18 protein-coding genes and 1 rRNA gene are annotated in these 25,914 nt (G+C 65.3%); 4 read left to right on the top strand and 15 right to left on the bottom strand.

Features of this window, described 5'->3' with window-relative positions; translation table 11 throughout:
* Positions 1 to 232 (bottom strand): 16S ribosomal RNA (locus B1400_RS07490); the annotation flags it as partial.
* Between the two features lie 620 nt (positions 233 to 852).
* Here B1400_RS07490 and B1400_RS07485 point away from each other — a divergent pair.
* Positions 853 to 1,614 (top strand): SIR2 family NAD-dependent protein deacylase, encoded by a 762-nt coding sequence (locus tag B1400_RS07485; RefSeq protein ID WP_162288197.1) that lies wholly within the window; start codon positions 853 to 855, stop codon positions 1,612 to 1,614.
* A 130-nt stretch (positions 1,615 to 1,744) separates the two neighbouring features.
* On the opposite strand, the gene B1400_RS07480 is transcribed toward B1400_RS07485, so the two are convergent.
* The 8 genes from B1400_RS07480 to B1400_RS07445 form a co-directional block, all read right to left on the bottom strand.
* A complete protein-coding gene (locus tag B1400_RS07480) occupies positions 1,745 to 2,212 on the bottom strand; it encodes a DUF3021 domain-containing protein (protein WP_095613792.1) in 468 nt (155 codons plus the stop codon).
* A 72-nt stretch (positions 2,213 to 2,284) separates the two neighbouring features.
* The gene (locus B1400_RS07475; RefSeq protein ID WP_095613791.1) at positions 2,285 to 2,758 is read right to left on the bottom strand and encodes a LytTR family DNA-binding domain-containing protein; all 474 of its coding nucleotides are present in this window, start codon (positions 2,756 to 2,758) and stop codon (positions 2,285 to 2,287) included.
* Positions 2,759 to 3,069: 311 nt separating this feature from the next.
* Positions 3,070 to 4,335, bottom strand: a complete 1,266-nt coding sequence (gene ilvA / locus B1400_RS07470; protein ID WP_095613790.1) for a threonine ammonia-lyase — start codon at positions 4,333 to 4,335, stop codon at positions 3,070 to 3,072.
* Between the two features lie 338 nt (positions 4,336 to 4,673).
* Positions 4,674 to 6,503 carry a glycoside hydrolase family 13 protein gene (locus tag B1400_RS07465; RefSeq protein WP_095613789.1) on the bottom strand — a complete coding sequence of 610 codons (1,830 nt, stop codon included), beginning with the start codon at positions 6,501 to 6,503 and terminating at the stop codon, positions 4,674 to 4,676.
* A 109-nt stretch (positions 6,504 to 6,612) separates the two neighbouring features.
* Positions 6,613 to 8,406: a Sip1-related alpha-galactosidase gene (locus B1400_RS07460; RefSeq protein WP_235607386.1), complete on the bottom strand. Its 1,794-nt coding sequence runs from the start codon at positions 8,404 to 8,406 to the stop codon at positions 6,613 to 6,615.
* Positions 8,407 to 8,762: 356 nt separating this feature from the next.
* On the bottom strand, positions 8,763 to 9,653 hold the full coding sequence (locus tag B1400_RS07455; RefSeq protein ID WP_162288196.1) for a carbohydrate ABC transporter permease: 891 nt from the start codon (positions 9,651 to 9,653) through the stop codon (positions 8,763 to 8,765).
* 4 nt (positions 9,654 to 9,657) lie between these two features.
* The gene (locus tag B1400_RS07450) at positions 9,658 to 10,611 is read right to left on the bottom strand and encodes a carbohydrate ABC transporter permease (RefSeq protein ID WP_095613794.1); all 954 of its coding nucleotides are present in this window, start codon (positions 10,609 to 10,611) and stop codon (positions 9,658 to 9,660) included.
* A gap of 73 nt (positions 10,612 to 10,684) precedes the next feature.
* The gene (locus B1400_RS07445; protein ID WP_095613788.1) at positions 10,685 to 11,980 is read right to left on the bottom strand and encodes an ABC transporter substrate-binding protein; all 1,296 of its coding nucleotides are present in this window, start codon (positions 11,978 to 11,980) and stop codon (positions 10,685 to 10,687) included.
* 158 nt (positions 11,981 to 12,138) lie between these two features.
* On the opposite strand from B1400_RS07445, the gene B1400_RS07440 reads away from it, so the two are divergent.
* Positions 12,139 to 13,341: an ROK family protein gene (locus B1400_RS07440; RefSeq protein WP_095613787.1), complete on the top strand. Its 1,203-nt coding sequence runs from the start codon at positions 12,139 to 12,141 to the stop codon at positions 13,339 to 13,341.
* Here B1400_RS07440 and B1400_RS07435 read toward each other — a convergent pair whose 3' ends face one another.
* Positions 13,342 to 15,594 carry an alpha-galactosidase gene (locus tag B1400_RS07435; protein ID WP_095613786.1) on the bottom strand — a complete coding sequence of 751 codons (2,253 nt, stop codon included), beginning with the start codon at positions 15,592 to 15,594 and terminating at the stop codon, positions 13,342 to 13,344.
* A 154-nt stretch (positions 15,595 to 15,748) separates the two neighbouring features.
* Positions 15,749 to 16,225 (bottom strand): nucleoside deaminase, encoded by a 477-nt coding sequence (locus B1400_RS07430; protein WP_235607385.1) that lies wholly within the window; start codon positions 16,223 to 16,225, stop codon positions 15,749 to 15,751.
* A 169-nt stretch (positions 16,226 to 16,394) separates the two neighbouring features.
* Between B1400_RS07430 and B1400_RS07425 the strand changes: the two genes are divergently transcribed.
* A complete protein-coding gene (locus B1400_RS07425; RefSeq protein ID WP_095613785.1) occupies positions 16,395 to 18,467 on the top strand; it encodes a Na+/H+ antiporter in 2,073 nt (690 codons plus the stop codon).
* A 112-nt stretch (positions 18,468 to 18,579) separates the two neighbouring features.
* Here B1400_RS07425 and B1400_RS07420 read toward each other — a convergent pair whose 3' ends face one another.
* Both B1400_RS07420 and dcd read right to left on the bottom strand, forming a co-directional pair.
* Positions 18,580 to 20,292 carry a hypothetical protein gene (locus B1400_RS07420; RefSeq protein WP_095613784.1) on the bottom strand — a complete coding sequence of 571 codons (1,713 nt, stop codon included), beginning with the start codon at positions 20,290 to 20,292 and terminating at the stop codon, positions 18,580 to 18,582.
* Between the two features lie 105 nt (positions 20,293 to 20,397).
* On the bottom strand, positions 20,398 to 20,979 hold the full coding sequence (gene dcd / locus B1400_RS07415; protein WP_095613783.1) for a dCTP deaminase: 582 nt from the start codon (positions 20,977 to 20,979) through the stop codon (positions 20,398 to 20,400).
* 183 nt (positions 20,980 to 21,162) lie between these two features.
* Here dcd and B1400_RS07410 point away from each other — a divergent pair, with 183 nt between their 5' ends.
* On the top strand, positions 21,163 to 21,915 hold the full coding sequence (locus B1400_RS07410) for an alpha/beta hydrolase (RefSeq protein ID WP_095613782.1): 753 nt from the start codon (positions 21,163 to 21,165) through the stop codon (positions 21,913 to 21,915).
* Positions 21,916 to 22,002: 87 nt separating this feature from the next.
* Here B1400_RS07410 and B1400_RS07405 read toward each other — a convergent pair whose 3' ends face one another.
* Entirely contained in the window at positions 22,003 to 25,005 is a 3,003-nt protein-coding gene (locus tag B1400_RS07405; RefSeq protein WP_095613781.1) for a glycoside hydrolase family 95 protein, read from the bottom strand.
* 242 nt (positions 25,006 to 25,247) lie between these two features.
* Positions 25,248 to 25,914, bottom strand: a 667-nt coding sequence (locus tag B1400_RS10065; protein ID WP_133064640.1) for an LPXTG cell wall anchor domain-containing protein, incomplete at its 5' end; no start/stop codon positions are given.

The raw sequence follows: 25,914 nt of genomic DNA, 5'->3' as shown, positions 1-25,914 counted from the left end.
CCATCCCATGCCGCAAAAGCCTTTCCCACACCCCCATGCGGAGGGCGCGGAGCATCCGGCATTACCACCCGTTTCCAGGAGCTATTCCGGTGCATGGGGCAGGTTGGTCACGCATTACTCACCCGTTCGCCACTCTCACCAGCCAAGCAAGCTTGGCCGGATCCCGTTCGACTTGCATGTGTTAAGCACGCCGCCAGCGTTCATCCTGAGCCAGAATCGAACCCTCCACAAAAAACATTCATGGAGACATCCAACAGATGACTCACAAAAGAAAAAGACGGACCATCCAATAAGGAAGGACGGTCACACAAAAACCCCGACACCCATCAAACCCCCTCGGGTACCACACGGGCGGGCATCGGACTGGCAATCAAAGACCACCACACAACCAACAAACGTCGGCCATATGATGAAGTAGTACAGTACACACTATTGAGTTCTCAAACCACCACACACAGCCGGATCACACCGGAACCCAGTCCCGAAGCTCACCAACCGGCAGCAAGATGAATAACTTACACGAACCCAAACCAAAACGCAAACCCACCCAAACACAACACCACCAAAACCCAACAACCACAACACATCCACCGGCGTGTCGCAAACACCCCACCAACCACCACCACACCACACCCAACCAACCAAAACACCCACACCAACCACCCAAAAACACCCACCCACCCGCGTGTCACACACCAACCGTCGAATCACCGACGGCATCAGGAGCCCCTCCCCGCTGCGCATAGACGGCCCGAGCATCAGCGCCGTTCATGGTAAGCCTATAGACGACGGCGTCGGACGCGCATCGCATGCGGCGCCCGTCGGTTGCGGACACAAGAACAGGAGCGCGACATGGCGAAGAAGAAGATCATGGTGTTCACCGGGGCAGGCATCTCCACATCGGCGGGAATCCCCGATTTCCGAGGCCCTGACGGCGTGTGGACGAAGCATCCCGACCAGATGCAGGTGTACGACATCGACGCCTTCCTCAGTGACAAGGAGGCGCGCGAATACTCATGGCGGTGGCAGAAGGAATCGCCGGTGTGGAACGCGGAGCCCGGCGCCGCGCACTATGCGCTCGTCGACCTCGAAAAGGCGGGACTGCTCAGCCTCATCGCGACGCAGAACTTCGACGCGCTGCATGAAAAGGCCGGCAACAGCCCGGACAGGATCGTGAATCTGCACGGCACGATCGGCACATCGCACTGCCTCAAATGCCATGCGCGCTACGACACGGCGGACATCATGGCGAGGCTCGACGAGGAGCCGGATCCGCATTGCCATCGCAAGCTGCCGTACAGCGGCAACATGCCTTGCAACGGGCTGCTCAAGACCGATGTCGTGTACTTCGGCGAGATGCTGCCGGAAGGCGCGATGGAACGGTCGATCCGCGCCGCGCAGCAGGCGGATGAACTGTGGGTCGTCGGCTCGACACTCGAAGTGTTCCCGGCGGCGAGCATCGTGCCGGCGGCCGCCCAGGCGGGCACGCCGATCACGATCATGAACATGGGACGCACGCAGTATGATTCGCTCGCCGATCGTCTCATCCACGACGACATCGCCGTCGCGCTGCCGCAGCTCGTAGAGGAGACGATCGCGGCGAATCAGCAGTAAGCGCCGCGCGCGGAGGCGGATGGGCGTGTGCGCGAACGCCGCCCATCCGCCCCATCCATGCATATGTCGCCGACGCCGGCGACATCATTGATGCGCCTGCGCGCAGCCCGCACATCGCGCGACGCGTGGTTCACCGACGACCGCGGCGCAGCTTGAGCTGCGTGTTCATGCGACGGACGTCGGAACGGAATACGACGCCGCAGATCGCCGAGATGATCGCCGTGAACACGAGAATGAACACGACGACGCCGACGACCGCCCAGAGGCCATACTGACGCGGAATCCAGCCGATCCACCAGGCGATCAGCATGTAGATGACGGTACCCGGCGCGAGCGCGATGAGCATCTGCGCCCACGTCGCGAGGCGGTCGCTGAGCCAGACGACGGCCGGCGCACCGTATGCGGTGCCGATGGCGAGCATCGCGACGAACTGTTTGACGAGCGTCGCGCCGGTTTCGCCTCCCATGACGAGCCCAGCGACCGCCGAGAAGGTCATCGCGATGAATGCGGCGATGCCGATGCCGACCGCCGTGTATTTCGCCATCGCCTTGCCGATGACGGCGGCGTTCGTGCCGCCATTGTTCGTGTTCGTGGTCATGTCAGCCTCCTTCAGACTGTGTTTGCCGTTGTAATTGCCGCGACGCCTGCCGTTGCCCGTCGCAGCGCGTTCTCACATGCCGAGCGCGGCCTTGAATGCACCGAGGTAGCGTCGCGAGATCCATTCGAAGGTGCCGTCGACCATCCGCACGCCGTATGCGCCGCCGAAGCCGGGCTCGATGCGGTCGATCTTGTTGAGGTTGACGATCGCGGATTTGCTGATGCGTACGAAGTCGGCACCCAGTTGCCGTTCGAGTTCGTAGAGACGACTGTTCGTCTTCAGCACGCCTTTCGCCGTCACAAGCCGCACGGCGCCGTTGTCCGCGCGCGCGACGGCCACGTCGGCGACCGGCACGACGACGATGCCGCCGCCGCGTCTGCCGACGACGGCGTCATGCAGGGCGCCCCCATGTTCGACGATCGTGGCGTCGTCTCCGATCGACGCGAGCAGTCGCACCGCCCGATCGAGGGCGTCGCTCGATGCGCGCGCCGTGACATGCGCCTCCTCGTGCGCGGCCGCCGGATTCATCGACAACTCGACTCGCATGGCTTCGTTCCTCCTCGGTATGTGTTCGCCGGTATCCGTTCGCCCGCGACTGTGCACGCCGCGGACGTTCGCGTGGGATTGCCCGGATGCGTTACCGCCACGATATCCGCGTCGCGCGGCGAAAACTCCGATGGTTCGGCAAGCGGTGGGTTTCACGCGACAAGCGGCGGAGCATCGGCAATGACAGGCAACGACAAGGGCCGGATGCGGGAGGGAATCTCCGCATCCGGCCCTTGTCGGCGTCGCAATCAACCGTCCGCCGCGCGATGTTGCACGTGGAACACCGTGTGGAACATCGCCGCACTGCGCGCTCAGTAGATGCGCTTCGGGACGTACCCGGCGTCGCGCATCATCTGCAGCACCTGTTCGATGTGCTCCGGCCCGTTCGTCTCGACGGTGACACCGAGCGCGACCGAATTCGTGTAGTGGCCGTTCGCCTTGAACTGGTCGTGGTCGAGCGCGATGACGTTCGCGCGCGCCTTCGCGAGGATCGTCGCGACCTTGACGAGCTGGCCCGGCGTGTCCGGCAGCTCGACCTCGAAGTTCATGATGCGGCCGCGCGCGATCATGCCCTTCTGGATGACTGCGCCGATCGTGACGGTGTCGATGTTGCCGCCGGACATGATCGGGACGACGACATGCTCGCCCTCCGCCTCGGCGAACTTGCGCGAACGCAGATTGAGGTGTTCGAGTGCGGCGAGCGAGACGGCGCCGGCCGCCTCGACGACCATCTTGTGCTTTTCGAGCATGAGCAGGATCATCTCGTTGATGTCGCGTTCGGAGACCTCGATGAGGTCGTCGAGGAACTCGTTGAGCAACGCGAACGTCAGGTCGCCCGGGCGGCGCACGGCGACGCCTTCGGCCGACGTGACGACCTTGTCCGCGGCGACGACGCGGCCGGAGTCGAGCGACTTGCGCCACGCCGGCGAGCCTTCGGGGATGGCGCCGATGACGCGCACGTCGGGGCGGAAGGTCTTGACGGCGAGCGCGACGCCCGCGCCCAGGCCGCCGCCGCCGAGCGGCACGACGATGTCGGTGGCCTCGGGGCAATCCTCGAGGATCTCCATCGCGATCGTGCCCTGTCCGCACAGCACCTCGTAGTCGTCGAAGGGCGGCACGTAGGTCATGCCCTCGTTCTGGGAAAGCTCGATGGCGTAGGCGGCGGCCTCATCGAAGACATCGCCGTGCAGCACGACGTCCGCGCCGTACGCCTTGGTGGCGTCCACCTTGAGCGGCGGCGTGATCTGCGGCATCAGGATCGTCGCCTTCGCGCCGCGTTCGCGCGCCGCATACGCGACGCCCTGCGCATGGTTGCCGGCCGACGCGGTGACGATGCCGCGGGCGAGCTCGTCGTCGGTCAAAGATGCGATCTTGTTGTAGGCGCCGCGAATCTTGAACGAACCGGTGACCTGCAGGTTCTCCGGCTTGAGCAGAATCGTGTGGCCGGTCATTTCGGACAGCACCGGGGATGCGATGAGCTGCGTATGCTTCGCGGTTCCCTCGAGTCGTTCGGCGGCCAGTTTCAGTTCGGCGGCATGGTCATGCCGCATCGCCTGCAATACATCTTTTTGTTCCATAAGCCGTTATTGTAGGGTTCCGCACGCGTTCCGCGGCCACCGCGTCCGCCTAGTGGCCGCAGGGGCGAGACGGACACGGCCGGAGTGGCCGTGCGACCGTCACAGGTGCAGCCCGCGCGCGAAAAGGTCGCTAGGGCTCCCCGTAGCGAATACGAGAGGCGCAACATGCGCGTGGACCGTTCGCCACGGAGGGACGTAGCGAACGCGACGGGGGCGGATTGCACCACGCAGCCTCGGATACCGGAGGCATCTCGGTCGGGAAGGAGCGGCAACGGCACCTCATATGGTTGGGGACGGCAGTTGGACCGTCCCCAACCATCAGTGGACCGTCAGCGTCGTCACAGTTGGACGACGACGCCCTCCCAGGCGGCCAGCTCGCCGTTTTCGAGCGCCTTCGCGCTGTGGATCGCGTCGATCGTGCTCAGCACGATGTCCTCTTCGCGCACGGCGTGGGCGCCGCGCTCGAGCAGCCGCTCCACCGACTTCGGCAGTTCGGCGTGCTTGCCGCTCAGATTAAGCACGACAAGCATGCGGTCGTCGCCGAGCGTGCGCGTGAACGCGTAGACCTTCTCGTCGTCATCGTCGACGAGCTCCCACGCGCCGGCCGCGACGAGCGCGCTGTTGTGCCGCAGGTTGACGAGCCTCTTGTAGAACGAGTACACGGAGTCCGGATCATCGAACTGCGCGGCCGCGTTGATCTCGACATGGTTCGGGTTCACCGAGATCCACGGCTCGCCCTTCGCGTCCGCAGCCATGAATCCCGCGTACTTCGAGCCGTCCCACTGCATCGGCGTGCGCGCGTTGTCACGCCCGAAGAGCGCGAGCGCCTCCATCATCGATTCCTTCGACTGCACCTTCGCCTCTTCGACGCGCTGACGGTAGGCGTTGATCGATTCGAGGTCGCGGTACTGGTCGAGCTTCGTGAAGTGCGCACCGGTCATGCCGAGTTCCTCGCCCTGATAGACGTACGGCGTGCCGCGATGCAGGTGGACGAGCATGCCGAAGGCCTTCGCCGAGCGTGCGCGCATCTCCTCGCTCGTGTCGTCGCCCCAGCGGGTGACGACACGCGGCTGGTCGTGGTTGCAGGTGAACAAGCTCGCCCAGCCACGATCGTGCACGGCCTCCTGCTGCGCCTTAAGCTGTTCGCGCAGGTGGCGCACGTCGAATTTGACGATGTCCCACTTCGAGTCGCCCTGGTCGATGCCGACGTGGTCGAAGAGGAACAGCATGTCGAGTTCCTTGTTCGCCGGGTCGGTGATGAATTCGTTGCGCACGGCGTCGACGCCCGGCGCTTCGCCGACGTTCATGTAGCCGCCGCGCTTTTCGAAGACCTCGCGACGCATCTCCTTGAGGAACTCGTCGATGCGCGGGCCGTCGGAGCAGAACGGGTACGGCGACGAATAGCCTTCCTCGCCCGCCGGGTAGTCGTCGATCGCGCCGCCGGGTTCGCCGGGCAGATGGCCGTCGGCGTCGACGACCTTCGAGATCTGCGTGATGACGTCCATGCGGAAGCCGTCGATGCCGCGGTCCATCCACCAGTTCATCATGTCGTACACGGCCTTGCGCACGGCCGGGTTCTCCCAGTTGAGATCCGGCTGCTTCTTCGAATACTGGTGCAGGAAGTATTCGCCGCGCTGTTCGTCGTACTGCCAGGCGGAGCCGCCGAAGTACGAGCCCCACTGGTTGGGTTCGGCCCCCGGTTCGCCGGGCGTCTTGCCTTCGCGCGCCGGACGCCACCAGTACCAATCCGCCTTGTCCGAGTCCGGGTCGCGCGACTCCTGGAACCATGCGTGCTCGTCGGAGGTGTGGTTGACGACGAGGTCCATGATCACTTTGATGCCACGGGCGTGCGCCTGCTCGAGCAGCTCGTCCATGTCCGCCATCGTGCCGAAGATCGGGTCGATCGCCTGATAGTCGGAGATGTCGTAGCCGTTGTCGTCCTGCGGGGACTGGTAGACGGGGCTGAGCCAGATGACGTCGACGCCGAGGTCGGCGATGTAGTCGAGGCGGCTCGTGATGCCTTTGAGGTCGCCGATGCCGTCGCCGTTGGAATCCTGGAAGCTGCGCGGATAGATCTGGTAGACGACGGCGTTCGCCCACCATGGGTTCGGCGTGGCGCCGTTCGTGCGCGCGGAATCGGGTAACGCGGAACGGTTGAGTGTGGTCATGGCTGCGGCTCCTTTGCTTGGTATTCCAACGATTTTCAGATGTGACCATAGTAGTCGGCGGTGAATTAGTTTCCCATTCGCCGTGCGCTGTGGGCGTGTGGGAAAGTATTTATGCACGGACCACGGCAAGCGCGGCGTATTCGCCGTACCGCAGTTCGATGTCGAGCGTTTCACCTGCACCGACCTGCGTGCATTCGCCCGTCTCCAGATTGCGCACCAAGCACGCGGAGTCGCCGGCGGGAATGTGTGCGGACTGGGCGGCCGCAGTGTTCAATCCGACGAACAACAGCACCTCCTCGCCGTGGAACGTGTTGCGGACGCCGAGGGGAACGGCGGAATGCACGGGGTCGGCGAGCAGACTGTCCGCGACGGGCATGCCGACGCCGTCGGGATGGGTGAGCACGCCGCCTTCGTCGAAGAACGGCCGCAACGTCTCCGGATCGGTTGCGCCGAGCGCATCGGAACAATAGATAGGCCCTCCGCTGATCCACCGCAGCCATGCATGCACATGCGCGTCGGGATGCGTCGTCCAGAACATGTCCCAGTCGCAGTGGTAGAGGCAGCCCATCAACAGCGAGCAGTAGGCGTTCTCGATCGCATGTTCGGGCAGCGACTCGGGGATGCGCGGGAAAAAGTCGTCGCTTGTGCGCGTGATCGGCGACGTCGGGCGGCTCCAGTAGTTCTCGGGCGCCATGCCCATGCAGTTGATGAGCGCGGAATCGAATACCTCTGCAACAACCTGGTCGAGCACGGCATGCCGGTCGCGCAGCGCACCAAACGATTCCATGCCGCGTGTGAGCACCGACATCGTACTCTGCGAATCCACCTTGACGAAGTCGATGCCATCCTCGGCGAGCCAGCAGTCCCAAGGATGCCAGAACATGTACCCCGCGTTATGGCGTGGCGACGGAATCAGCATGCCGTTCGGCAACTGCTCGAATGACCTCAGGATCACGCCCGACAGCACCTCGAAGACCGGATTCGTGGACTCGGGATCGGCCCAATCCTCCGAAGCGGGGTCCACACCTTCCCAATACCCTTGGAATGCCTGCCATACGCCGACATGTTCCACGCCATACTGCTGTTTGAGCACTTCCACCGTATGGCCAAGACCTTCGGGGAACCGTGTCCAATCCACCCCGAACCCTTGCAGGCGGTTGTCCTCGGTCTGCGACCAGCCGTCATCGATGAGCACCCAGGAGATCGGCACCCGCAGCCGCCGGAACTCCTCCATCTTGGCGAGGATGCCCTCCTCGCTCACCTGCTGGCCGAGCGAATCCCAGGTGCACCAGCCGAGACCGCGCAGCGTCTGCGGGAACGGACGCCCGTCTCGCATCGCGATGCCGTTGGCCTGCGCCGCGCGCCGCGCGCATCGTTCGATGAGCGTATACGGGTCGTCGCCATGCGCATACAGCAACGCCAGACCCTCCACAGTCGTATGCCCCACCTGATTCGTCGACACGTCGATCGCCACGCCGTCCGCACATCCCTCGACACCGCGGATATCGGCACGGCATGCGCGATCGCTCACCGCGAGCAGCAGATGCCACCGACTGTCCGCGGCACGCCACAACAGCATCTGCGTGCGCGGCGGCACGTCCGCGAAGCCGTTCACCCATGTTGGGCGCATCCACCATTCCTTGTGCTGATACAGGCACAGCATCGGCGATCCCGGCATCGGCAGCGCGCACATCACCGTGAGCGCGCGCGTCGCGCGGAACGTCGGATGGTCAAGAATCGGATTGCCGACGGGCAGCTGCGCATGCACGGCGACTTCGACGAGTTCGCCGTCATCGCGCACGTCGACCGATTCGAGCGGCAACATGTGTGCGGCGCACTCCCCCGCGGGTCCGCATTCCGTGTGTGCGGTCACCTCCGTGACCTCGGGCAGTCGTCTCGTCATATGTATGCTCCTTCGCGCGCTGATGTCGAATCGTACGATGATTACAGCACACTTCCTCCCCGACATCACCTTTTCGCGCAGGCCACGATATGCATATCCTCTCCGCCTGCGCTCGCATTACTCGGACGTTCAAATGAAAAAGCGAGTTATGCGAGTGTGTGGATGGGCTGCGACTGCGCGCGGGAGCGCATCGGCACATATGCGCACATACGCCGGCGGCCATGCGCGCAATCCCGACCAGAACCGCCCAACCTCATCGTCCATATGCACCCTCCGCCAATACGACGGCCGCATATCTCGATTGCATTTTCGAACAATCGAGATATGCGGCCGAACATCGCGCGATGAACGCGGCGCTACTTCACGGCGCCGCGCATGACGCCGCCGACGACCCACTTCTGGGCGAAGACGTAGACGACGAGCACCGGCGCCATCGCCATCAGATAGCTTGCGAAGGCCTGCGGGTAGTTCGTCGCGAACTGCGAGCTGAACACATACTGCGCGAGCGGAATCGTCTGGTTGCTCTGGTCGGTGAGGATGATGAGCGGCAGCAGGAAGTCGTTCCACGCCCACAGCGCCGTCATGATCGCGATCGTCGCGTTGATCGGCCCCATCAGCGGGAAGATGATCTTCCAGAAGATGCGCCATGTGCCGGCGCCGTCGATGCGCGCCGCCTCCTCGAGCGAAACCGGGATCGAACGGATGAAGCCGGTCGCGATGAACAGGTTCGTGCCGAGGCCGAGGATGACGTAGAGGATGATTAGGCCGGCCTGGTTGTCGAGATGCCACGAACCCATCTGCTTGGCGAGCGGCAGCATGACGACCGGGAACGGCACGAACATCGCGGCGATGAAGAAGTAGTAGAGGAAGCGGAAGAACCGCTTGTCCATGTTGCGCGCGATCGCGTAGGCGACGAAGGTGTTCGTCACGAGCGTGAGCGAGACGGCGAGCACGGTGATGATCGCCGAATTGAGCGCGGCGCGCGGATAGTCGACCTTCGCCGACGCGGCGGCGAAGTTGCCCCACTGCCAGCTCGACGGCAAGCTGAAGCTGCCCGCTTCGGCCGGCGTCTTCAGCGCCGTGACGACGGTGAAGTACAACGGCACGAGAATCGTCAGGCTGAACACGGCGACGACGGCCGTCAGCCACCAGTTGATGCGCCGGTCCTTGCGGAACTTCATATGCGCCGCGTCGGCGGACGGCCGTGTGGATGATGCGGATGCGATGGTGGTGGTTGCGGTGGTCATGGTCTCACACCTTTTCCTTGCTGCTGAAGAACTTGAGCTGAATGAACGCGATGATCGCGAGGACGATGAAGAACAGCACGGCGTTGGCCGTCTGATAGGCGTATTCGCCGCCGGTGAGGCCGCCCTTCCAGATGAGGTAGGTCACCGTCTCCGTCTTCGAGTTCGGACCGCCGTCGGTGAGCGCGACGACCTGATCGAAGGTGCCGAGCGCGTTCTTCATCGTGAGCACGAGATTGATCGTGAAGAACGGTCCGATCAGCGGGAACGTGATCTTCCAGAACTTCTGCCACGCGTTGACGCCGTCGATCGCGGCGGCCTCGTAGACCTGGGTGTCCACCGTCTGCAGACCGGCGAGGTAGATGAGCACCGAATAGGCGACGCCCTGCCACACGGCGAGGAAGACGATCGGAATCCACGCGTGGCGTTCGCTCGTCAGCAGCGATTCGCTTAGCCATCCGATGCCAAGCGCCTTCCCGAGCGCGGGCAGCGGCTGCATGAAGATGTACTTGAACACGTAGCCGATGACGAGCACCGCCAACGTGTACGGGATGAAGTAGATCGCGCGGAATCCGTTCTTCCATGCGATCTTGCCGTTGAGCGCGACCGAAAGGAACAAGGCGATCACATTGATGAGCACGGTGATCGCGATCGCGATCAGGAACGTGAACAGATAGGCGTGTCCGACGCGGCCGTCATGGAACAGCGCCATATAGTTCTTGAATCCGATCCAGTCGTAGTCACCGTAGCCCTGCGAGTTCGTGAACGAGTACAGCACGCCTTGGATGAACGGCACGTAGAGGAACACGGCGAAGATCACCGCGGCCGGCACGGCCATCCAATAGTAGGCGTGGTCCACTTTGCGGTCGGAGAACGCCGAAGCCTTCCTCTTGCGCGGCGTCTTGCTCGCCGGTCTGCGGGAACGGCGGGTGTCGATGTCGTTCGCAAGCACGTCCTCCATCGCGCGCGCCTGCTGATCGGCGTTGGTCAACGAAGTCATTTCTGTCCTTCCTTTCCTTGCAATCTCGGCAGTCTCATTCGCGGAAGTCGCGGGCCTGCACCTTGTCCCACTCGTTCTGCATCGAATCGACGAACTGGTTGACGTTGCCGCTCAGAATCGCGGACTGCAGATAGCCGCCGATGTTGATCGACGAAGGGATGTAGTGGTCGCAGAAATCGGCCACACGGTTGCTCTCGAAGAACGGACGCACCGTCTCGAGTGCGGGGTTGCCGAAATAGGTCTCCTTGAGCGGCGTGATCGCCGACTGCGCCCGCGCGTAGTCCTCAAGACGCTCCTTGCTCATCAGGAACCTGATGAAGCGCATCGCCTGCTCCGGATGCTTGCTGTCGGCGCCCATCGTCAGCATCACGTCGTCGCCGGCCGTGAGGATCTGCCCGTCGGCGTCGTTCGTCGCCGGCATCTGCGCGAAGCCGAGATCGATGTCCTTGTTAATCATCGTGATCTGCGGGATCGCATAGGTGCCGAGCGGAATGATGGCCGTGGCGCCCTTCGCGAAGTTCTGCGTGCCCTGCTGGTAGGTGACGCCCTTCTCGCCGTCCGCGTAGCCGAACAGTTCGATCTCCTTGGCGACCGGTTCCGTCCAGATCCGCCTGAACGTCGTCGTGCCGTTGCGCAGATCCGTGTATTCGCGTTCGGGGACGAGCGTTCCGGCGAGCGATGCGAGCGGCGCCTGCGTCGTCCACGCGTCGGCGAGCGTCGCCTGGACGGGGTCAATGCCGGCGTCGCGGAACATCTGCAGCATCGACGTGAACTCATCCCATGTCTTCGGCGGATCGTCCGGGTCGAGCCCGACCTTGCGGAACAGGTCCTTGTTGTAGATGTAGCCGGACGCGTTGCCGGCGAACGGCAGACCGTACAGCCGCTTCTTCGCGGGATCCGTCGTCTGCACGAGGTTCTTCGCGATGTCCACCATGCCCTCGTTGAGCCCGTCGACGATCGGGTCGTCGGTGAAGTCGTGGAAGACGCCGCTCGCCGCGAAGGTGCCGAAGCTGTAGTCTCCGTTGAAGGTGATGACGTCCGGGACGCGGTCCTTGACGAAACGCGTGCGCAGATCGGTCTGCGCGTTCGCGGAATTGTTGATGTTGATATGGATGTCCGGATTGTCCCGTTCGAATTCCTCGGCCGCCTGCTTGAACCAGTCCGCGGCCTCGGCCTTGAACTGGAAGAAATCGAGCGTGACCTGCCCGTCGGCGTTCGACGCCCCACAGCCGGCCGTCGCCAGTCCGACGGCGAGCGCGCATACCGCGGCGCCGATTCCTTTCCACAGCCGCCGCAGCGCCGACGGTCCGCTGTTCGTTGCGAATGTCATCGTGACTCCCTCGTCCGTTCCCGTGTTCCTGTTCCTCAACCGACGGCCGCGCCATCACGTCCGCCGACACCTTGCAGTGTATGGATGCGCGAATTTCATTCCCACCGTCCCGCGCGTCCGAAAACGGCGCAAGAAAAACGGCGTATATTTATATACCCATGGAAACAAATTCGGATCGACTCGAGTTCCCGCACTGGTTCAGCAAGTCACAGGCCACGCACGACGTCGCGCGCGGCATCATGCAATACGGGCCGATCGCGCGCACGCCGCTCGCGCAGATCTTCAACCTGTCGCAGGGCGCCCTGTCGCGCATCACGAGCGACCTCATCTACGACGGCGTCATCGAGGAGCTGCCGGCGGGCGGCGCGCAGACCGGAACGCTGCCCGCGGGAGTGGCGTCCCACGACGCGGGCGGCCGGCGCGGACGTCCGCAGACGGCGCTGCGCATCCGCGAGGACGAGCACGTCTTCCTCGGCGCCAACATCCACGACGGCGCGATCACGGTCTCCGAGGTCAACACGATGTGCCGCCCGATCGGCGCCGAGCTGACCGAGGGCATCGCCGACCGCTCCCCCGATGCGCTCGTCGCGCAGATCGCGCGCATGATGCGGGAGGCCGCCGCTCCCGACATGCCGGCGCCGACGGCGATCGGGCTCTCGCTCGGCGGCCATATCGACGACGACCGTTTCGTGACCTTCGCGCCGTTCCTGTATTGGGATTCCGCCGTGGATCTGGGCGGCCTCGTGCAGCGCGCGACCGGCATCCCGACGAAGGTGTTCAACGACCTCGATTCGATCCTGCTGTACGAATGCTGGTTCGGCGACGCGATCGGGATTCCGCGCTTCGCCGTCATCACGATGGGCGCCGGCGTCGGCTATTCGCTTTCCGATCAGGGCAATCCGATCGACAATCCGGACAAAAGCTACGGCCTGGCCGGCCATGTGCTCATCGACCCGGAGGGACCGCGCTGCTCCTCCGGGCATGTGGGCTGCTCGCAGTGCCTGACCTCCGACTCGATCGCCGAGGAGTATTCGGGCATCATCGGCAGGGTGACGTCCTTCGAGGAGTTCGCGCACGATCTCGACATGAACAGGCCGCAGGCGCGCCGCCTCGGCGAACGCACCTGCTTCCGCCTCGGCGTGCTCGTCGCGACCGTCTCGAACCTCGCGATGCCGACGCAGGTGCTCATCAGCGGCGAAAGCTCGTTCATCGCGAAGAAGAACCGCGAGTTCATCCGCAAGGGCATCGACGCCTACCGGCACAGCCAGGCGGCGCCGGTGTCCTTCACGATCCCCGAGTTCAGCTGGAGGCTGTGGTCGGACGCGGCGGCCGCCCGCGCGATCGCCGCGTTCATCAGCTGATCAGACGCGCGTCGCGGCGAACAGCACGGCGTTCGCCGGATGGATCGACGGCGGCCGCAGCCCGAAGGCGGCGAGGGCCGCACCGTTCATGACGATGCCGTCGGCGTTCCACCAGCCGAGCGCGCTCTGCCCGTTGCCGATCCATGTGAACGGCTCGCCGCTGTCGATGTTGCACGGCAGCGGCCGGATCAGGTAGTCGGCGTCCGGGTCGAGGCCCGGCAGCCGCACCGGCGCGGCCGGATAGGTCTGCGACGTCGTCAACTGCGTGAAACGGTAGACGGCGCGCTCCCCGTCGGCGCTGACGACGCCGTCAACGCGCACGGCCGGATCGGCGGTGTCGCCGTGCACGACGATGCCGTGCGCGAAGTCGTCGCGATGCCGCTTGTAGGCGTCCACCCATACGCCGAGTTCGTCGAGCGCCGACTGCGGCTCCTCGAGCAGGTTCCATTCAATGCCGAGATGCCCGAAGAACGCCATTGCCATGCGCATCCGCTGGCTCGTCGCGCGGTGCGTCGAATGGGCGGGGCTTGCGCCGACGTGCTCGCCGATCATCTCGGGCGGCACGAGCAGCGACGTGTAGCGCTGGATGTCGGCGCGTTCGACCGGATCGACACAATCGGACGCCCAGATGCGGTCGGCGAGCGAGAGGATCGCGAGATCGACGCGGCCGCCGCCGGACGAGCAGCTTTCGATCTCGAGGCCCGGATGGGCGTCCTTGAGGTCACGGAGGATGCGGTAGACGGCGAGCGTCTGCCCGTGGACGGCCGGGCGGCCGGTGGGCGGCGAAACCGCTTCGGTCACATATTTGTTGTGGTCCCATTTGATGTAGTCGATGCCGAGTCCGCCGACGAGCGCGTCCATGCAGCCGTACACGTAGGCGTAGGCGTCCGGGTTCGTCAGATCGACGACCTGCTGGCTGCGCCCCTGCATCGGCAAACGGTGCGCGGTGGGGCGCAGCACCCAGTCGGGATGCCCGCGGTACATCCGCGAATCCGGGTTCACCATCTCCGGTTCGAACCACAGGCCGAACTCCATGCCCTTGGCGTGCACATGGTCGGCGAGCGCCTTGAGCGAACGCTCGCCGTCGGGCCACACGTCCTGCGCGATCTGCCAGTCGCCGAGACCGGCCGTGTCGTCGCGGCGGTCGCCGAACCATCCGTCGTCGACGACGAAGCGTTCGACGCCGCTGGCGGCGGCCTTGTCGGCGAGCGCCTTCAACGTATCGAAGTCATGCCGGAAATAGACGGCCTCCCAGGTGTTGAGGATGACCGGTCGCGGCTTGTCGGCGACGCCGTGCGCGGCGCGCCGGCGTGCATGCGTCGCGCGCAGCTCGTCGTGGAAGCGCGAGGCGACCTCGTTGAGACCGTCGCCGTGCGAACCGTAGAGCCATGGCGTCGTGTAGCCGGCGTCCTGCAGAGCACCGTCCGCTCCGTCGCCGCCGTACGCGGGTAATGTCATTTCGCCGCCGGCGAGCGCCTCGCCGCCGCCGATCAGGCCGGTCGTGTACGGCAGACGTTCGGCGGCCATCAGCGAGTTGCCGCTCCAGGCGACATGCACCGAATAGACGTCGCCGTCGGTGAAGCCGAAGCCGGGGCGTCCGGCGTTGAGCAGCAGCGACGCGTCGAAATCGGGACGACCGACCATGCTCGCCTTCTGGAAGCGGCCGATCGTGAACGGCTGGCGCTGCGACGAACGTTCGCGCAGATGATGGCCGGTCGTCGTCAGCAGCTCGGTCATGTCGGCGGGCACCGGGAACGCGAGTTCGACATGTCCGACCTCGAGCGCCTCGGCGCGCCCGTTCATCACCGTCAGCCGCTGCCGCACGAGGCCGCTGTCGCGCAGTTCGCAGCGCCAGACGATCCGCACGCCCTGCTCGCCGTCCTCGGCGGCGACGTCGACGCCGTCATCGTCGATTCGCACATCGGTGACGGCGAATCGGCAATACAGTTCGACGCCGTCGGCGCGCACGACGAAACGCGGCGAACCCGTCCACGCCTCGGCCTGCGTCGGCAGCACGCTCGGCCACGCGGTCTCGTCGAGAGCACCGGAGACGCGCTGCGGCCGCAACGCGTCGACGCAGGAGACGAGCGTGCGCGGATCGGACAATGGACGCCCCCAATGCACAATGCGCGGCAGCTCGTCGCCGACGATCGCGAACGCGAAGGCCGCGCGGGCGTCACGCCGTTCGAGGTAGATGACACGCACCGCCTCGCCGCGGCTCGAGGTTCCGTTGCAATCCATGATCGTGGCCATCGTCCGTCCTTTCATCCGGGCCGCGTATGCGTCGTCGCCGCGGCCGATATGCGATGGACGATCATCCTAGGAGCTCACGCATTCCTTGACACATGTCGGCGTGTTCGCGCCATCGGCAAGAAAATAGGCCGCCGAAACCTATGGGGACGCCGGCTCATGCGCGCCGCGCACGGAAGAAATCGGCGAGTCTGGCCGCGCATGGCCGCTCGCATACGCCTCCGACGACCTCGGGCACATGGCCCACATGCGGGTCGCGCGGGATGTCCCAGACCGACCCGCAGGCGCCGAGCTTCGCGTCCCATGCGCCGAAGACGATGCGTCCGATATGCGTCTGCAGGCACGCCCCCGCGCACATCGGGCACGGCTCGAGCGTCACGATGAGCGTGCAGTCCTCGAGATTCCAGTCGTCACGCGCGCCGGCGGCCTGACGCATCGCCAGGATCTCGGCATGGGCGAGCGGATCGGCGTCCCGCTCGCGCATGTTGCGCCCGACTCCGACGACGTCGCCGTGCGCGTCGACGACGATCGCGCCGACCGGCACGTCGCCGTGCGCGACCGCCTCGTCGGCGAGCGCGAGCGCATCCCCCATCCATCCGCGCATCGACGCGCGGTCCATCGGCATCAGCGGCATCGGCGGCTCCTTGCGTCGTTCGGCGACTTCTTCGGATACGGTCCCATCATACGATGCGCCACATGCCGGTAACGCGCCCCTTGCTATGCTGAACCGTATCCCCCTGATGAATGCTCCACGCGGGGATTGTGACGTGACGGCAACGGCAAAAGGGCCAAGGAGGACCAATGTGGCGATTTTCGAACTGATTCTGGGCGTTGTCGCCGCCGTGCTGCTCTCCTCGTTCTTGAGCCGCTTCATCCCGCGCATCTCGACGCCGCTCGTGCAGATCGCACTCGGCGTGCTCATGGCGCAGCTGGGCTTCATGCCGGCCACCGAACTCGATCCGGAGCTGTTCATGGTGTTGTTCATCGCGCCGCTGCTCTACCTCGAGGCGCATGAGATCAACAAAAGCCAGCTGCTCAAATCATTGAAGCTGTCGCTGTCGCTCGCCGTCGGACTGGCGATCGCGATCATGGTCGTCGTCGGATTCACGCTGCACGCGATCTGGCCGATGTTCACGCTCGCCGCGGCGCTTGCGCTCGGCGCCGCGCTCGGCCCCACCGACGCCGTCGCCGTCAGCTCGCTGAGCCATGAGGCCTCGCTGTCGCAACGTCAGATCGGCGTGCTCAAAGGCGAATCGTTGTTCAACGACGCCTCCGGCATCGTCGGCTTCCAATTCGCGATCACGGCGGCCATCACCGGCCAGTTCCGCGTGACCGAGGCGGTCGGTGAATTCGTCGTCTCCTTCTTCGGCGGCGCGTTGTTCGGCCTCGTCGTCGGCATCGTCGCCAACTGGCTGTTCGAGACCTCGCGTCAGCTCGGCTGGGAGACGACGACGTCGCGCATCCTGCTCGAGCTTTTCCTGCCGTTCCTGTTGTATCTGGGCGCCGAGGCCGTGCACGTCTCCGGCATCCTCGCCGTCGTCGCCGCCGGCCTGACGATGCGTTTCGACCGCACCGGCATCGGCCCGAACGTCGCGCGCACGAACATCGTCGCGTCGAGCGTATGGTCGGTGTTCTCGTTCTCGCTCAACGGCGCCGTGTTCATCCTGCTCGGCCTGCTGCTGCCCGGGGCGATGCGCGCGAGCTGGGACAACCCTGCGATCAGCAACTGGACGCTGACGACGATCATCCTGTGCGTCGCCGCCGTCATCGTCGGGCTGCGCTTCCTGTGGGTGTCGGCGATGCTGCGCCTGACGCGCGCCGAGGACTCGCGCAAACGCCGCCGCATGACGCCGGAACGTTGGCGTTCGGCGGCCGTCATGACCTTCGGCGGCGCGAAGGGCACGATCACATTGTCGCTGATGTTCACGATCCCCTACACGCTCGCGAACGGCGAATGGTTCCCGATGCGCGACGAGCTCATCTTCATCGCCGGCGGCGTCATCATCGTCACGTTATTGCTCGCGAACTTCCTGCTGCCGATCATCGCACCGAACAAGGCGGCGGCCGAGTCCCGCGAGATCACCGAGGCGTCGATCGATGTGCTGCGGCGCACCGTCGAGGAGCTCGCCGAACTGACGACCGACGAGAACCGCGCTCCCGTCATGGCCGTCATCAATTCGTACACGCAGCGCATCACGCGGCTGAAGAAACGGCTCGGCGAGTCGAACGCGGACGCGCGCGCCAAGCTGCAGCTGGCCGCGCTCGACTGGGAGAAGGACTACGTCAAACGCAGGCTCGCCGAGACGCGCATCGACCCGCTGATCGACGCGCATGAGCGCGGCATCCGCGTCGAGGCCTGCGAACGGCTGCTCGACCAGATCATGACGACGCTGCGCCACACGCACACCGAACGTGACTCGTCGCATGTGCTGTGGCAGATCAAGGGGCGCGTGCACTCGCTGCAGCGGCGCACCGTCATCGTCTCGCGGCGCGCGACGAACAGGATCCGCCGCAGCACGCCGATGTTCAGCGAGGACGAGGTGTACGGCAGCATGCGCGACCTGCAGACCGACGCGATCGACCATGTCATCGACCGGCTGTACGAGGAGATGACGAGCACGACCTACGACACGGAGATCGTCTCGGGGATGCTGCTCGACTACCGCCGCGCCGAGGCGTCGCTCAAGTCGCGGCCGAACATGCGCAACTCGGCGTCGATGTCCACGCGGATCAACGCCGTCAAGCGCGAAAGCTTCGGCATCGAGCTCGGCGTCATCCAGGACATGCTCGAAAACGGCGACATCACACGCGCGCAGGCGAAGCAGCTGCGCAAGAACGTCTATGTGATGAGCGTCGCCGCCGACGCGAACTTCTGATCGATCTTCCCCGAACGCGCGGGGCGGCGCCGGCCATCATGGGCGGCGCCGCCCCGTATGCGCTTCCGTATGCCTCCCGCGCCGTTAGGCGGCCGATGACGGCCGCCGCCGGCTACTGCAGCGCGCCGCCGGTCGTGCCGCCGGGCACCGTCGTCGTACCGGTGTCGCCGGTTGACGGCACGGTCGGCACGGTCGGCACGCCGGTCGTGTCGCCGCCGGTCGTCGTACCGGTCGCATCGCCGGTGCCGCCGTTGACGGTGCCGGTCGCATCGCCGGCGCCGTTGAGTCCCGGCTGCTGCTGCGTGCCGTTCGTCGCGTTCTGCAGCTCCTGCTGGCGCTGCGCCTCGGCGGCGGCCGCGTTCGCCGCCGTCAGCGCATCCTCGGAGGCGCGCACCGTGTCGCCGGCCGCACGCAGCGCGTCACGCGCCTTGTCGGCGGCCTCCTGCGTGAGTCCGGCATCGGAGACCGCCTTCTTCGCATCGTCAATCGCCTGCTGCAGCGCCTCGCGCGTCGCCTCGTCGACGACGAGTCCGGCCGATTCGTCGTAGAGCGTCTGCGCCTCGTCGATCGCCGACTGCAAGTCCTTCCTGACGCCGTCCGACTTCGTGCGCGCGTCCTTCGACGCGTTGACGGCGGAGGCGGCGTCCCTGAGCGACTTCGTCGCGTCCTCGATCTGCGTGGCCTGCGCGTCGAGCTTGCGCGCCGCCTGTTCGAGCGCCGGCTGCGAGAGCGACGTCGCGCACATCTGGTCGACGCCCTGCGTGTCCTTCTGCAGCGCCGTCGCCTGCTGCAGCGCGTCGGCGAACTTCGTGACCGTCGACGCGTCGGCGACGGCGTCCTGCGACGTCGACGCGAGCGAGCCGTCCGCCTTCACCTCCTTGTCGAGCGTCGCCGACACGGTCTGGACGAGCTGCTGCGAACGCCGGCACGAAGCGAGCGCCGCATCCTTCGCGTCGGCCGATTTGCCGCGCTGCCACAGCACGACGCCGACGACGATGAGCGCGACGACGATGAGCGCGGCGATGACGGCGATGACGATCCTCTTCTTGCCGGAGCCGGCCTGCGCGCCGTGGCCGCGGCCGTGACGGCCGTTGTCGGGTTCGGGGTCCCGTTCCGCGCCGTCGTCCTCATCGGCGACCTCCTCGAGCGGATCGAAGGAGGCCGGCGCCGTTTCGGATGTCGGCCTGATGACGGTGTTCGTATAGGACGACGCGGTCCTGCCGAGCACCCGGGTGCCTTCGGCGCCGGCACCGTCCCGCGGCCCGGCGTGCGGGGTGATCGGCGGCAATGTCGCCGTCGTCGCGCCGTCCTGCATCACCTGCGTATGGGTGTTGACCGACGTGGGGGTCGGCGCCGGCGGGAACAGCTCGGTCTGCTCGTCATCGGCGGCAGCGGCGCTCCCTTCGGCAGCGCCCCACACTGGCACGTTGAAATCATCGGAAGCCGCGTCGTCGTCCAGCGCCGACGGAGCGGACGCCGGCATCGCCTGCATCGGCGCCTCGGTGTTCGAATTCGCGAATGTGAAGGTCGGCATCGCCTGCGTCTCGGCGCGTGCGGCGGCCGCCTGCGGCTGCGCCGGCGACGTCGGCGCGGCATCTGCGGATGCGGTCGGCGACGAAGGCTCAGACGTCGACGGCTGCGTGGACGCCGTGGTCCGTGCACGCGATGGGCCATGCTTCGGCGTCGGCGCATCGTCGAAGGACGGGAAGCGCAGCGCGGCGCTGTCGACGCGTTCGTCGACCGGCTGCAGACTGGGGTCGATGTCGCCGGCGGGATCGCTCGGGAACTGCAGATCGGAATTGGAAGGGTTGGAATTGTTCGCCATTGGTCGTCAGCCTCTCTTCATCTCATGCGGACGTGCGGGCGGCGCGGGCACATCCGCAGCACATAACGGGAACGCCGCGACGGGCACGTTCGTGGGCGCCGACCACTAGTCGGTGATCTGCGCGCGGTAGAAGTTCACATAGGAGCGCGACGGCGTCGGGCCGCGCTGTCCCTGATAGTGGGAGCCGGTCGTCGACGAGCCGTAGGGATGCTCGGCCGGCGAGCTCAACTGGAAGAAGCACATCTGCCCGATCTTCATGCCCGGCCACAGCTTCACCGGCAACGTCGAGACATTGGACAGCTCGAGTGTGATGTGGCCTTCGAAGCCGGGATCGATGAAACCGGCCGTCGAATGCGTCAGGATGCCGAGACGGCCGAGCGAGCTCTTGCCTTCGAGGCGCGCGGCGAGCGTCGCGTCGAGCTTGACGTACTCCCATGTCGAGCCGAGCGCGAACTCGCCCGGATGCAGGATCCACGGCTCGTCGGGTTCGACCTCGAACTGCTCGGTGAGCTCACCCTGGTTCTCCGCCGGATCCACATAGGTGTACGCATGGTTGTTGAACAGACGGAAGAAACGGTCGAGACGCACGTCGATCGATGCGGGCTGCACCATTTCAGGCGTCCACGGATCGAGCGAGATATGGCCCTCGGCCTGCGCGGCGAGGATATCGCGATCGGACAGCAGCATCTTAAGGGCATCTCCTTCGTGACGGATCGGTTCCCATGCCATGGCCGTATGCGCATGGTCATGCTGGATTCAGTGTAATTGCGTACGCCGACGCATCGATGATGCCCGAACGACCGTCCCGCGGTCGGCTGATTCGCGCATACGAGCGCGACGGGGCGCGCACGATACGCGTATATTGGCGGTATGACTGATGCATCCGAAGCCCGCGGCGCCCTCGTCGGCCGCCCGTCGACGGTCGTTCCCGGCCGTTTCGGCGATCCGCTCACCGTCACCGCCGCGCGCACGTCGCGCGACGGCGCCACCGCCGCCGGCGGCCGTCCGCTGTTCCTGTGCCTGCACGGCTGGGGTTCCAACGAGGACGACCTGGCCGACATGATGCGCTATGTGGCCCCCTACAACGATTACGTCTCGCTGCGTGCGCCGCTCGTGCTGCAGGAGGCGTCGCCCATGCAACCGGGGGCGTACTCGTGGCTGCATGACGCGATCCCGGTCGGCGAGGACCTCGACCGCGACGCCTTCGCGGCGGCCACGGCGATCGACGACTGGGTGATGGCGAAGGTCGACACCGGCCGCGACGTCGTGCCGATCGGCTTCTCGCAGGGCGGCATGCTGGCGATCCAGCTGCTGCGCGTGCACCCCGAGCGCTACCGCGCGGCGATCAGCCTGTCCGGGTTCCTCGCGCCGGGCGCCGTCGAGGCCGCCCATCCGGCCGACGAACGGCTGCTCGAACTCAACATCCCGACCTTCTACGGCTACGGTTCGGCGGACACCGTCGTGCCGAAGTACGACATCTACGAGACGCTCGCATGGCTCGAGGAGTACACATGGCTCACCGCGCACGAATACCGCGGCCTCGACCATGCGGTGAGCCTTCCCGAATTCGCCGACCTGCGCCAGTGGCTGCTCGACCATGACATCTCATCGGGCATCATCTGAGTTCTGAAGCGTTGAGGGCAGCGGGGCCGGACGACCCTGTCACGGAAGGTCGCCCGGCCCGCTGCGCTCAACGATCACAGCATGGCGTCATCGAATGCGCCGCAACCGCATGCAGCCGAGCAGCGCAGCCGCCGATACGAACGCCACGAGCGCGGCAAGCGCGACCGGAGCCGCCGACGAACCGGTGTCGGCGACATCCGCGGATGCGGACAGTCCGGAGCTGGTCTTCACAGGCTGTTTTGCCTTATCCGGCTGCTTCGCGATGGTCTTGTCCTTTCCTGCGACGTCCTTGCCGCCGCCGTCCTGGATGCCTGGCTTCGCAGGTTCGTCTATCGCGTCGCCGGGCGTCGGCGGGACCTCGCTCGACGGCAGGACCGTGTAGTTGGCGCCGGCCGTCGTGTCGAACACGAGCAACGTCGTGCCATCGCGATTCGTCACATACCGGTGCGGTACGGCGGCGCCCTTCGCGTCGACCACCGTGTAGTCGGCGGCGCCTCCGGCCGTGAGCTTCAACGCGGCTGCGCCACCGTTGCGCGACAGCAGATGCGTGCGCGATGTGCGGCCCTGCGCCCAATCGATGTCGACGACGAAGCCGCCGCGCGCCACAAGGCCCCGCACCTGACCCTCCCCGGCCCATGCGGACGGCAACGCCGGCAACACGTTCACATAGTTGGCGTAGGTCGCGCCATCATCGGCGACGAAGGTCGAATTCGACTGCATCAGCATCTCATCGACGCCGGAGGTGTTGCCGAAGTTGCCATCGATCTGGAAAGGAGGATGCACATCGAAGAGATTCGCATACATTGCGTTCTTCAGCTGTTGTTCGATCAGACGATGCGCATGGTCGCCGTCGCCGGTGCGTGCCCACGCATTGATGCGCTGGCCGACGCCCCAGCCGGTGCTGTCGTCGCCGCGCTGCAGCATCGAGGTCTTCGCGGCCTCCATGTAGGCGGCGTTGTCGATCGTGATCAGATCGCCGGGGAACAGGCCAAGCAGATGCGACATATGCCGGTGATGCAGTTCATATGCGGGGATGTCGGTGCCGTCGGCTTTTTTGCCGAGCGCGCCTTCGAAATACCATTCCTTGATCTGACCGCTCTCGCCGACCTCGATTGGTTTGAGCAGGCTGACGGCGCACGACCATGAACGGTTTGCCTGCGCGTCGACGAAGCGGCCTTCCTGATCCTTTACCCAATTATCCGCCGTGCAGTGCTCGGTCGAGCCGATGAGCGCATCATCGGTCTTCAGCGTCCGCGCGGCCTCGATCGAGTCATGCAGCAGCTGCCAGACGAGGGAGCTCTCATAGGTGTTGCCGTCAGTGCCCTGCGGACCGTGTTCCGGCGAGTATGCGACGCCTGTCGTCAGGCGGTTTGAACCGTCGGAGACCTTCTGCGCAGAGCGGTGCAGCATGAAGTCGATGTACAGGCTTGATTCCTCCTTGAGCAGCGGGTAGATGACGTCGCGCAGCTGGTCGAGATCGCCGCCGTATTCGTAGGCCTCATAGACGTTCTGCAGCAACCACGGCATCGCAGCCGGGCTCCATCCCCAGGAGAATTCGGCGCCCGGCGTCGTCCATCCGTAGGCCGTGTTCTCGGTATGCGCCATGAAACCGTTGCCTGCGCCGATCGGCGTCCCGACCGGCGTGACGGCTCCCGCATAGGTCTTCGCGGTGACGCGGCCCGGCTCGACGAGTCCCTGCGCGTAGGAGATGAGCGGCTGTGAGAGTTCGGCGAGATTGGATGAATAGATCGGCCAGTAGTTCATCTGGAGGTTCACGTTCATGTGGAAGTCGGAGCCCCATGGTGTCTTGCCGTGCGCGTTGTCGTCAGCGGTCGATGACCAGATGCCCTGCAGGTTCGATGGCAGCTGGCTGTCCTCACGCGACGAGCCGATTGCGAGATAGCGTCCATACTGATAGACGAGCATCTCAAGCGCACGTCGCTGAGCGTCCGAGGCGCTGCCGTCGCTGTAGGCGTCCAGCAATGCGTCCGTGGGTATCGCCGCATAATCGACAGGCGCGCCGAGCTGCAACCGCACACGATCGAAAAGCGCACTATGGTCGGCGACATGGTCGGCGCGTACGGCATCATAGCCGCGCGCAGCCGCCGCATCGAGCGTGCCCCGGACGCGCTTGTCGAGCGCATCCGCGCTTTCGCCGGTGCGGTATGCCGGATAGGACTGCTGATAGTCGGTGGCGGCGGCTACGTAGAAGGTCACGGCGTCGGCACCCGTGATATGCAGGCTCGTGCCGTCGGCCGCCGCAGCGACGCTGCCGCCGTCGGCCACCACCTTGATCTGCGCGTCGTAGTTGAGTCCGTTGTTGCCGAGCGCGCCACGCACGATGAGCGTCGCGTCGTCGACGGTCTTTGTCTCGCTGCGTTTGCTGAATTGGTTCGTCGTCATGCCGAGGTCGAGCGTCAGCGCCTGCGGCTTGTCCGCCGTCAGCCTGCCGACCATCACATGATCGGGGTGGGATGCGAAGTATTCACGCGTGTACGTCGTGCCGTCATGCACGAAGGAGACGTCAGCGATGCCTGAGGAGAGGTCGAGACCGCGGCGGTAGGAGGAGTGTGCGGCGTCCTTGAATCCATAGTCGACGTCGATCTCCCCCCAATTCTGGTAGGAGCCTTGCTGGGCGGCGTCCTCGCCGCCAGTGAGGTCGGCCGGGTTGACGAGATCGGAGCCTTGTTCGAGTTCGGCGTTCAATGCGCGCAGCGTCGCGCCGTCACGGCCTTTTGCCTCGTTGTTGCCACCGTTGTAATCGGGGTTGCTGCCTGGGCCGCCGGTCCACAGCGTCTCCTCGTTGAAGGTGATGCGTTCCCTGCTGACTTCGCCCCACACGGTGCCGCCGAGCCGACCGTTGCCGATCGGCAGCGTCGTCTGCTGCCACTGGTTGTCCGCATCGGACACGTTGTTGCCGGGTTTATGCCGCAATGCGGTCTCGGATGCCGGCTGTGCATACCACAACTGCGGCTGGCTGTTCGTCGATGCCGATGCGTCGTCGGCAACGGCCATCAGCGGCGCCGTGAGCAGCGCGGTGACCGTGACGAGGCCGACAAGGGCGGGAAAGGCCTTGCGTATTTGTTTCATTTGGATGCCTTACGATGGGTCCGTCGATTCCCCGCGGCACGCCATTGCGCCGGAGCGACGGTGTTCGGATAAGAAGACTGTCGAATGAGTTCGTGATGAGTGAGGCGAATAAAAGATGAGATATAGAGGGACAGCCAACAGACAGCGGCGCACATCCGTGAGGACGATGGCCACTGCCGGCTGGCTGCCCAGCACGGTGAATGAGACCGATTCCAGTCTCAGTGACTGGAATCGGCGGTCATTCACTTGTTGCCGCGCTTGCGGAACACGAGCACGCCCACACCGGCGAGCATCAGCACAATGGCCGTGATGGCCAAGGCGATGATGCTGGAACCGGTCTGGCTCAGCTGTGCGGTCGAGGCGCGGTTGGCGCCCTTGGGCTGATCGACGGACTTCTTGCCCGGGTCATTCGGATCAAGCGGATCGGTGCCGTTCTTGATCTCGTCACCGTCCTTGACGCCATCCTTATCGGTGTCGTCGCTGTTCGGATCGGTCGGCTTGCCGTCGTTCTTCGCGCCGGTGACCTCGTCACCGTCCGAAACGCCGTCGCCGTCCGTGTCCGGATTGAGCGGATCGGTGTTGCCGGGCTTGCCGTCGGGATCATGCTTGCCGTCGGGGAACGGGTTCTTCGTACCGTTCACCTCGTCACCGTCCGAGATGCCGTCACCATCGGTGTCCGGCTTCGTCGGATCCGTGCCGATCTTCTTCTCCTCGCCATCGGGCAGGCCGTCGCCGTCCGTGTCGGGCTTCGTCGGATCGGTGCCGTCCTTGATCTCGTCACCGTCCTTGACGCCATCCTTATCGGTGTCGTCGCTGTTCGGATCGGTCGGCTTGCCGTCGTTCTTCGCGCCGGTGACCTCGTCACCGTCCGAAACGCCGTCGCCGTCCGTGTCCGGATTGAGCGGATCG

Source organism: Bifidobacterium italicum (assembly GCF_002286915.1).
Taxonomy (GTDB): domain Bacteria; phylum Actinomycetota; class Actinomycetes; order Actinomycetales; family Bifidobacteriaceae; genus Bifidobacterium; species Bifidobacterium italicum.
This window is presented reverse-complemented; position numbering and strand designations above follow the sequence as displayed.

What these genes read in the sequence shown, in the direction of transcription:
- B1400_RS07465 (WP_095613789.1), bottom strand. Translation starts at nt 6,503, where the DNA reads ATGACCACACTCAACCGTTCCGCGTTACCCGATTCCGCGCGCACGAAC.
- dcd (WP_095613783.1), bottom strand. Translation starts at nt 20,979, where the DNA reads ATGCTGCTGTCCGATCGCGATATCCTCGCCGCGCAGGCCGAGGGCCAT.
- B1400_RS07485 (WP_162288197.1), top strand. Translation starts at nt 853, where the DNA reads ATGGCGAAGAAGAAGATCATGGTGTTCACCGGGGCAGGCATCTCCACA.
- B1400_RS07420 (WP_095613784.1), bottom strand. Translation starts at nt 20,292, where the DNA reads ATGGCGAACAATTCCAACCCTTCCAATTCCGATCTGCAGTTCCCGAGC.
- B1400_RS07430 (WP_235607385.1), bottom strand. Translation starts at nt 16,225, where the DNA reads ATGCCGCTGATGCCGATGGACCGCGCGTCGATGCGCGGATGGATGGGG.
- B1400_RS07435 (WP_095613786.1), bottom strand. Translation starts at nt 15,594, where the DNA reads ATGGCCACGATCATGGATTGCAACGGAACCTCGAGCCGCGGCGAGGCG.
- B1400_RS07410 (WP_095613782.1), top strand. Translation starts at nt 21,163, where the DNA reads ATGACTGATGCATCCGAAGCCCGCGGCGCCCTCGTCGGCCGCCCGTCG.
- B1400_RS07480 (WP_095613792.1), bottom strand. Translation starts at nt 2,212, where the DNA reads ATGACCACGAACACGAACAATGGCGGCACGAACGCCGCCGTCATCGGC.
- B1400_RS07475 (WP_095613791.1), bottom strand. Translation starts at nt 2,758, where the DNA reads ATGCGAGTCGAGTTGTCGATGAATCCGGCGGCCGCGCACGAGGAGGCG.
- B1400_RS07440 (WP_095613787.1), top strand. Translation starts at nt 12,139, where the DNA reads ATGGAAACAAATTCGGATCGACTCGAGTTCCCGCACTGGTTCAGCAAG.
- B1400_RS07450 (WP_095613794.1), bottom strand. Translation starts at nt 10,611, where the DNA reads ATGGAGGACGTGCTTGCGAACGACATCGACACCCGCCGTTCCCGCAGA.
- B1400_RS07405 (WP_095613781.1), bottom strand. Translation starts at nt 25,005, where the DNA reads ATGAAACAAATACGCAAGGCCTTTCCCGCCCTTGTCGGCCTCGTCACG.
- B1400_RS07455 (WP_162288196.1), bottom strand. Translation starts at nt 9,653, where the DNA reads ATGACCACCGCAACCACCACCATCGCATCCGCATCATCCACACGGCCG.
- ilvA (WP_095613790.1), bottom strand. Translation starts at nt 4,335, where the DNA reads ATGGAACAAAAAGATGTATTGCAGGCGATGCGGCATGACCATGCCGCC.
- B1400_RS07460 (WP_235607386.1), bottom strand. Translation starts at nt 8,406, where the DNA reads ATGACGAGACGACTGCCCGAGGTCACGGAGGTGACCGCACACACGGAA.
- B1400_RS07445 (WP_095613788.1), bottom strand. Translation starts at nt 11,980, where the DNA reads ATGACATTCGCAACGAACAGCGGACCGTCGGCGCTGCGGCGGCTGTGG.